Source organism: Verrucomicrobiia bacterium, assembly GCA_036405135.1.
GTDB lineage: Bacteria > Verrucomicrobiota > Verrucomicrobiia > Limisphaerales > JAEYXS01 > JAEYXS01.
Map to the genome: position 1 here is coordinate 98,546 of DASWYF010000008.1, position 6,000 is coordinate 104,545.

The window sequence follows — 6,000 nt, forward strand, 5'->3', positions numbered from 1 at the left end:
GCGGCGTTCTACTTGCCGAATTTGTTCACAGAAACATGCCGCCGGAGGCTTCGAGGCGTTGGGCGTTGACCCAGCGGCCTTCTTCCGAGCAGAGGAAAGAGATGACGCCGCCGATGTCATCGGCTACGCCGACGCGGCCCAAGGCAGTTTGTGCGGAGAGAAACTCACGCAAGCCGGGATGGCTCAAGGCGTCTTTTGTGAAGTCGGTTTCGATGGCACCGGGAGCAATGGTGTTCGCGGTGATGCGGCGAGCACCGAGTTCTTTCGCCAGATAGCGGGTGAAGACTTCGATGGCACCTTTCATGGAGGCATATGCAGCGTAACCAGGAATGGCGAAGCGTGCGAGGCCAGTGGAGGTGTTCACGATGCGGCCACCATCGGCGAGCAAGGGCAGGAGCTTCTGCGTGAGGAAGAAGACGCCTTTGAAATGAACGTTGAACAGGTCATCAAAATCTTTCTCGGTAGCTTGGGCGAAGGGAGCAGCGCGATCAATGCCAGCGTTGTTGATGAGAAAATCGAAGTCGTTGCGCTGCCATTTGGTCTGGAGCGTTTCGGCGAGGGCTTTCACGAAGGAGTCGAAGCCGCTGGTCTTCGAGACATCGAGTTGGAGCAGGGCGGCTTTGCAGCCGAGTTGTTCGATCTCGGACAACACGGCTTCGCCTTCGGCTTTGCGTTCGCGATAGGTGAGGATGATGTCGGCGCCATCGCGGGCGAGTTTGAGGGCGGTGTTGCGGCCAAGGCCGCGGCTGCCGCCGGTGATGAGGGCGATTTTATGGGAGTGGTTCATGGTGATATTTTGATTTGGTTGAATGAGTGGTGTTTCGAATTCCGAGCAGTTGTTGCCTGAGTTGGGTGATGAGAAGCTTGAATGCCTGGTGTTACGTCTCACTCCTCACCCGGTTCCGCTTGGGGCGGAACCGACCTCTCCTCATTAAGAGGAGAGGTCACATTTCTCGAGTTTTCTAGTTTTGCTGCGAATGGCTTTTATCAGCTTAGTAAGCACTGGCAGTGGGGCGGACGATGATTTCGTTCACGTCCACGTCGTCGGGTTGTTCGATGGCGAAGGCCATGGCTTTGGCGATGGCCAGGGCGGGGATCGCGACTTGGCGGAAGTCTTCCATGGCTTTCGCAGTGCCGGGATCGGTGATGGTGTGAGCCAGCTCGGAGGTGGTCACGCCGGGGGAGATGACGGTCACGCGGATGTCTTTGTTTTCCTGACGAAGGCCGTCGGAGATGGCGATCACGGCATACTTCGTGGCGCTGTAGACGGCGCAGGTGGGCCACACCTGATGGCCGCCGATGGAGGAGAGGTTGATCACCTGACCAACTCCTTGCTTCTTCATGATAGGCAAGGCGGCGGCGATGCCGTGGAGCACACCGCGGATGTTCACATCGATCATCTGATTCCACTCGTCGATCTTCAGGGCTTCGAGCGGGGAGAGGGGCATCACCCCGGCGTTGTTGATGATGACGTCGATACGACCGAATTTTTGAAGCGCGAAGTCGGCGAAGGATTGCACATCAGCGAGGTTGGTGACATCTAGCGCGCGATATTCCGCCGTGCCGCCAGTGGTGCGGATCTCGGCAGCAATCTTTTCCAGACGTTCTGTGCGGCGTGCGCCGAGGACGACTTGATGGCCGAGGGAGGCGAGGTGGCGGGCGGTGGCTTCGCCGATTCCGCTGCTGGCGCCGGTGATGAGGATGACTTTTTTCATATGCTTTGTTTTTATTTTTTTGTTTCGGTGAAGTGTTCGATCACTTCGTTATCGTTGTGTTTATCTTTAATGCGTTCCGGTGTTTTGCTCCATACACAGACTTCTGGAAGGTTTGCCTAATTTTACGAATGGGCGTATGAGAGGGTTGTTTTAAGGTGAATTAATTGCCTATTATTGCGGAAACGCATGAGTGCTAAAGCTGCCAAACAAACGAATAAACCGCTGCAAAAGCCGACGAATCCTCGGCTGGTGCAATTGCTCACGGAGCTGGCGCGAGGCGAGGGGTTCAGTCCCACGCGCTTGCCGGGAGTGAAGTTCATGCGCTCGACGCAGTTCGTGTCGCGCACGCCGGTGGCGTATGAGCCGAGCATCGTGATCGTGGGGCAGGGGAGGAAGAGCGGATATCTGGGCGGGAAACAGTTCGTGTATGACGCGAACAATTATCTGGTGCTGTCGGTGCCGCTGCCGTTCGAGTGCGAGACGGAGGGGAATCCGGAGAATCCGTTGCTGGGTGTTTCAATCGGTGTCACTCCTGCGCTCGTGACGGAGTTGCTGATGCAGATGGAGCAATCGACGGCGTTTGATGAGGACAGCTTGCAGGCGATCCAATCGGCTTCGCTAGATGAGGCGTTGAGTAATGCGACGGTGCGGTTGCTGGAGTGTCTGCGCACGAATGATGAGGCGAAGATCCTTGGGCCGCAGATTGTGCGGGAGATCACGTATCGCGTGTTGCTTGGTGAACTGGGGCACAATCTGCGTGTGCTGGCGGCACCGCATAGTCACTTCGGGCAGATCAGTAGGATATTGAATCGCATCCACACGGACTACGCGCGTGAGTATGACATGGCGGCGCTGGCTCGAGATGCGGGGATGAGTGTGTCCACGTTTCACACGCATTTCAAAGCGGTGACGTCGTCCTCGCCGCTGCAATACCTGAAGAACGTGCGGCTGCACAAGGCGCGCATGTTAATGGTGCACGAGGGGATGAACGCGGGCACGGCGGCGTTGCAGGTGGGTTACGAAAGTGCGTCGCAGTTCAGCCGCGAGTTCAAACGGTTCTTCGGTGATGGACCGGCGGCTGTGGCGGCGCGGTGGAGGAAGTCGTTGATGCGGTTTGCGTAGAGGTTAGAGCCGTTGCGGATTCTATGATCGGTTTTGCGTTTGGGTGTTGAAGCGGCTTAAAAGCCGCGCTCCTAGGGAATGAAAAAGCCGCTCCAGTTCCCCGGAGCGGCTTTCGAATTTAGTTAGGGAACGCGGAGCACCGCGTCCCTACCAAGGGTGATTACTTCTTCTTGGCCTTCGCGGCGGCGCGGGCTTCCTCGATCGCGGCTTGCGCGGCGGCGAGGCGGGCGACGGGCACGCGGAACGGCGAGCAGCTCACGTAGCTCAGGCCGAGCTTGTGGCAGAACTTCACAGAATCCGGTTCGCCACCGTGTTCACCGCAGATGCCGAGCTTGATGCCAGGGCGGGTCTTGCGGCCCTTCTCGATGGCGATCTGCATGAGCTGGCCGACGCCAGTCTGGTCGATCGTCGCAAACGGATTCTTCTTCACGATCTCGAGATCAGCGTAGCCCGGGAGGAAGGAGCCGGAGTCATCGCGGCTCATGCCCAACGTGGTCTGCGTGAGGTCGTTCGTGCCGAAGCTGAAGAACTCGGCGGTCTCGGCGATCTGGTCGGCCGTGAGCGCGCCACGCGGCACTTCGATCATCGTGCCGACGCTGTAGGCGATCTTCGTCTTCTTTTCCTTCTGCACCGCAGCGGCGACTTCGTGAACGACGGCGACCTGGAGGTCGAGTTCCTTCTTGAAGCCCACGAGCGGGATCATGATCTCAGGCTTGGCCTTGTAACCCTTCTTGTTCGCGTCCGCAGCGGCTTCGAACACAGCACGCGCCTGCATGGCGGTGATCTCCGGATACTTGATACCGAGGCGGCAGCCGCGGAAACCGAGCATCGGGTTGAACTCGTGCAGTTCGTGCACGCGGCCCGTGATCTTCTCGACGCTGACGCCGAGCTTCTCTGCGAGCGCGGTCTGCGCGGCGTGATCGTGCGGCAGGAACTCATGCAGCGGCGGGTCGAGGAAACGGATCGTGGCCGGGAAGCCCTTCAATTCCTTGAAGATGCCGAAGAAGTCCTCGCGCTGGTAGGGGAGGAGCTTCGCGAGGGCCGTCTGGCGCGCGGCGAGCGAATCCGCGAGGATCATCTCGCGCATCGCGTCGATGCGGTTACCTTCGAAGAACATGTGTTCCGTGCGGGTGAGGCCGATGCCCGTGGCGCCGAACGCGAGCGCGTTCGCCGTCTGCTCCGGGTTATCCGCGTTCGTGCGCACCTGGAGGCGGGTCGCCTGCGAGCACCACTTCATTAGCTGCACGTAGTTCTTGAACTTCTCGGTCTTCTGAGAAGCTTTGTCGTTGTTGATCAAGCCGGCGATGATCTCTGACGGAGCCGTCTTGATCTGGCCGCCGTAAACTTGGCCGGACGTACCATCGATGGACATGAAGTCACCTTCGCCGAAGGTCTGACCGCCCACGCTCACCGTCTTCTTCTCGTAATCGATCTCGAGGGAAGCAGCACCGCAGACGCACACCTTGCCCATTTGACGGGCGACGAGTGCCGCGTGTGAGGACACACCACCGCGAGCGGTGAGGATGCCTTCCGCCGCGATCATGCCGCGCAAATCTTCCGGAGACGTCTCCACGCGCACGAGGAGGACCTTCTCGCCCTTGTCAGCGGCGGCAACTGCGCGCTCGGCGTTGAAATAAACTTTGCCCGTGGCGGCACCAGGGCCGGCCGGGAGACCGGTGGCGATGGCCTTGGCCTTCTTGACTTCGCCCAGGTCGAAGATCGGGGCGAGCAACTGGTCGAGCTGGTCGGCCGGGTTGCGCAGCACGGCGGTTTCCCACGTGATGAGCTTTTCCTTCACCATGTCCGCGGCGAACTTCAGCGCGGCGGCTGCCGTGCGCTTGCCGTTACGCGTCTGGAGCATGAACAGCTTGCCTTCCTGGATTGTGAACTCGATGTCTTGCACGTCCTTGAAGTGAGACTCGAGCGTCTTGCGGACGGCGAGCAACTCAGCGTAGGACTTCGGCATCACGTCCTTCAACTTCAGGACGGGTTCCGGCGTGCGGACACCGGCCACCACGTCTTCGCCCTGGGCGTTGACGAGGAATTCGCCGTAGAATTCGTTCGCGCCGTTCGCGGGATTGCGCGTGAAAGCCACACCGGAACCGGACGTCTCGCCCGTGTTACCGAACACCATCGCCTGCACGTTCACTGCGGTTCCCCATTCCGTCGGGATGTTGTACTTCGCACGATAAACCTTCGCGCGATCATTCATCCAGGAGCTGAACACGGCGCCAGCGGCACCGCGCAATTGATCCCAAGGATTGCTCGGGAAAGACTTGCCCGTGCGTTCCTTCACCAGCGCCTTGAAGCGCTTCACCAGCTCCTGCTGGTCAGCCGCCGTCAGGTCGGAGTCGATGATATCCTTGTGATACTTCTCGTGCTTGAACTCATGGATCACCGTTTCAAACGGTTCATGATCTTCGCCCTCGCGCTTCTGCACACCCAGCACCACGTCACCATACATCTGGATGAAGCGGCGGTAGCAATCCCACGCGAAACGCTCGTTCTTCGTGGCGTTCACCAAGGAGAGAACCGTCTCGTCGTTCAAGCCCAGGTTCAAGATCGTGTCCATCATGCCCGGCATGGAATCACGGGCACCGGAGCGCACGGCCACCAGCAGCGGGAAACCCTTCGCGTCGCCGAACTTGTAACCCATGATCTTCTCCATGTTCGCCACGCCCACTTCCATCTGGGCTTGGAGTTCCTTCGGATAAGAACGCTTGTTGCCGTAGAAGTAGGTGCAGACCTCGGTCGTGATCGTGAATCCCGGAGGAACGGGCAGACCGATACGGGTCATTTCGGCAAGGTTTGCGCCTTTGCCACCGAGAAGGGCCTTCATCGAGCCGTCACCGTCGGCTTTTTTGTTACCCCACGTGTAAACGTATTTCACTGACTTCGCTGCTTTGGCCATAAATGGTATAGGACGATTAACTTTTTACGGATTATTCCGTGAAAAAACGGAGCAGCGAGGGTACCAGAGGGGGAGGGGGTGTCAACGGGGGAATTGCCACAAAACCGTGACAGGGCGCATCTTGACACTGCCCCCATAATGAGTTGGTAACGGTTCCGATCCTGGGTGCAAAGGGGCAACCACGAACCAAAGGAACACGGATGAAGCCAGAACCCAAGCGGCCTTTGACCTTACGGGAGATCGAGCAGGAAG

General features: G+C 58.9%; 4 protein-coding genes. 1 reads left to right on the forward strand and 3 read right to left on the reverse strand.

Annotation, left to right across the window (positions count from 1 at the left end; translation table 11 throughout):
* Positions 1–25: 25 nt before the first annotated feature.
* Complete coding sequence (locus VGH19_03315) at positions 26–787, reverse strand: SDR family oxidoreductase (protein HEY1170377.1); 762 nt, start codon at positions 785–787, stop codon at positions 26–28.
* A 205-nt stretch (positions 788–992) separates the two neighbouring features.
* Entirely contained in the window at positions 993–1,715 is a 723-nt protein-coding gene (locus tag VGH19_03320; GenBank protein HEY1170378.1) for an SDR family oxidoreductase, read from the reverse strand.
* A 186-nt stretch (positions 1,716–1,901) separates the two neighbouring features.
* Here VGH19_03320 and VGH19_03325 point away from each other — a divergent pair, with 186 nt between their 5' ends.
* Positions 1,902–2,837 (forward strand): AraC family transcriptional regulator, encoded by a 936-nt coding sequence (locus tag VGH19_03325; GenBank protein HEY1170379.1) that lies wholly within the window; start codon positions 1,902–1,904, stop codon positions 2,835–2,837.
* Positions 2,838–2,997: 160 nt separating this feature from the next.
* Here VGH19_03325 and ppdK read toward each other — a convergent pair whose 3' ends face one another.
* Positions 2,998–5,748, reverse strand: coding sequence for a pyruvate, phosphate dikinase (ppdK, locus tag VGH19_03330; GenBank protein ID HEY1170380.1), 2,751 nt, complete (start codon positions 5,746–5,748; stop codon positions 2,998–3,000).
* Between the last annotated feature and the right edge of the window lie 252 nt (positions 5,749–6,000).

Bases quoted from the DNA above. Each gene is read 5' to 3' on its own strand.
- VGH19_03325 (HEY1170379.1), top strand. From the start codon at position 1,902: ATGAGTGCTAAAGCTGCCAAACAAACGAATAAACCGCTGCAAAAGCCG.
- VGH19_03320 (HEY1170378.1), bottom strand. From the start codon at position 1,715: ATGAAAAAAGTCATCCTCATCACCGGCGCCAGCAGCGGAATCGGCGAA.
- VGH19_03315 (HEY1170377.1), bottom strand. From the start codon at position 787: ATGAACCACTCCCATAAAATCGCCCTCATCACCGGCGGCAGCCGCGGC.
- ppdK (HEY1170380.1), bottom strand. From the start codon at position 5,748: ATGGCCAAAGCAGCGAAGTCAGTGAAATACGTTTACACGTGGGGTAAC.